This is a genomic window from Oleiphilus sp. HI0132, assembly GCF_001635845.1.
Genome location: NZ_LWGJ01000409.1, coordinates 1 through 584, shown reverse-complemented (window position 1 = coordinate 584; position 584 = coordinate 1). Strand labels below are relative to the sequence as shown.

The window sequence follows — 584 nt, the reverse complement described above, 5'->3', positions numbered from 1 at the left end:
TTTCATATGTTTCAGTTGGAACTTCCGTGAAAGAGCCAATTGATGTCTTGGTTTCAATTAAGTTCATCATCATTTCGATTTCCTTTTTTAATCTACGCTTAGCAAGGGCACTTGGTTGTTGTTGAAATTTCACCGTCATTATCTTGTGTTGTCTTGACAGCCTTAGTATTTCTCTCACTTGTCTTAGCGATTCGAATATGATTCAGCTGGCCGAGGAAACGAGCATCTTCCTGGTTCTGCGGCTTGAACTTAAACACACTATCGAATAACACGAACGATCTAGACAGTTCGCTCGCAGAAATACTACTTCCTCCACGAGCTTTCAGCACTTCAGGTACCATAGCCAATACATGCTGAATCATTGCTTGCCACCCTTTAACCTCAATAACTTTGTTGTTTAGGCGCATAAAGCTTCTCACTTTTATCTTTTTACGACTTCCTTTATCACCAGTACGCTCAAATATATGCTTACGAACAACCTCGGCTGAAACTAATAATTGGAAGACAGCAAGTGGTGTTAAAGAGGCGAGTGTGTAAAATTCTCTGCTCTTATACTCGACGACAATGTACTCATCCTTATCCTT

The 584-nt window shown here is 40.2% G+C and carries 1 protein-coding gene; it reads right to left on the bottom strand.

Translation table 11 applies throughout. The features are described from left to right. Nucleotides 1–98: 98 nt before the first annotated feature. A partial coding sequence (locus A3766_RS30405; protein WP_197479332.1) for a hypothetical protein occupies nucleotides 99–584 on the bottom strand: 486 nt, incomplete at its 5' end.